The following is a 963-nucleotide window of genomic DNA, read 5'->3' on the forward strand; positions in this document are numbered from 1 at the left end:
GAGTCCCCGTCCTTCACCCTCGGCGTCTCCCCGCGAGGCGCCACGGCCCTCCTGGCGACATCCCGCGCGTGGGCCTGGCTGACCGGCCGCGACTACGTCATCCCCGACGACGTCAAGGCACTCGCCCTGCCCACCCTCCGCCACCGTGTACAACTGCGCCCGGAGGCCGAGATGGAGGGCGTGACGGCAGACTCGGTCATCACCGCGATCCTCGCCCACGTGCCCGTCCCCCGCTGATGGCACTCACCGGCCGCGCCGCCCTCCTGGCGGCCCTCAGCTCGATCCCCGTCGGCGTCCTGGACCCCGGCTGGACAGGAATCCTCGCCGTCAACGGCTCCCTGGCGATCGCCTGTGCCTGCGACTACGCCCTGGCAGCCCCCGTACGCCGCCTCGGCCTCACCCGCTCGGGCGACGCATCCGTACGCCTGGGCGAACCAGCAGACGTCACCCTCACGGTCACCAACCCGTCCGGCCGCCTGCTCCGCGCCCGCCTACGCGACTCCTGGCCCCCCAGTAGCTGGCAGTCCGGCACCGAGGTCGAGGCCTCCCGCCATGACCTGACGGTCCCGGCCGGCGAACGCCGCCGCGTCACGACCCGCCTGCGCCCCACCCGCCGAGGCGACCGCCAGGCCGACCGCGTGACAATCCGCTCGTACGGCCCACTGGGCCTCTTCGCCCGCCAGGGCACCCACCAAGTCCCCTGGACGGTACGCGTCCTCCCCCCGTTCACCAGCCGAAAGCACCTCCCCGCGAAACTCGCCCGCCTGCGCGAACTCGACGGCCGCACCAGCGTCCTGACCCGCGGCGAAGGCACGGAATTCGACAGCCTGCGCGAGTACGTCCCAGGCGACGACACCCGTTCCATCGACTGGCGCGCCACAGCCCGCCAGACCACGGTCGCCGTACGCACCTGGCGCCCCGAACGAGACCGCCGCATCCTCCTCGTCCTCGACACCGGCCGCA

The 963-nt window shown here is 73.2% G+C and carries 2 protein-coding genes; both read left to right on the top strand.

Annotated features, from left to right (window positions below):
• On the top strand, positions 1–237 hold a 237-nt coding region (locus AOK08_RS42140), incomplete at its 5' end, for an AAA family ATPase (RefSeq protein WP_422125829.1).
• The coding region (locus tag AOK08_RS42145; protein WP_422125830.1) for a DUF58 domain-containing protein at positions 237–963 on the top strand (727 nt) is incomplete at its 3' end. The genes AOK08_RS42140 and AOK08_RS42145, both read left to right, overlap by 1 nt.

It is taken from the genome of Streptomyces graminilatus (assembly GCF_001418565.1).
Taxonomy (GTDB): domain Bacteria; phylum Actinomycetota; class Actinomycetes; order Streptomycetales; family Streptomycetaceae; genus Streptomyces; species Streptomyces graminilatus.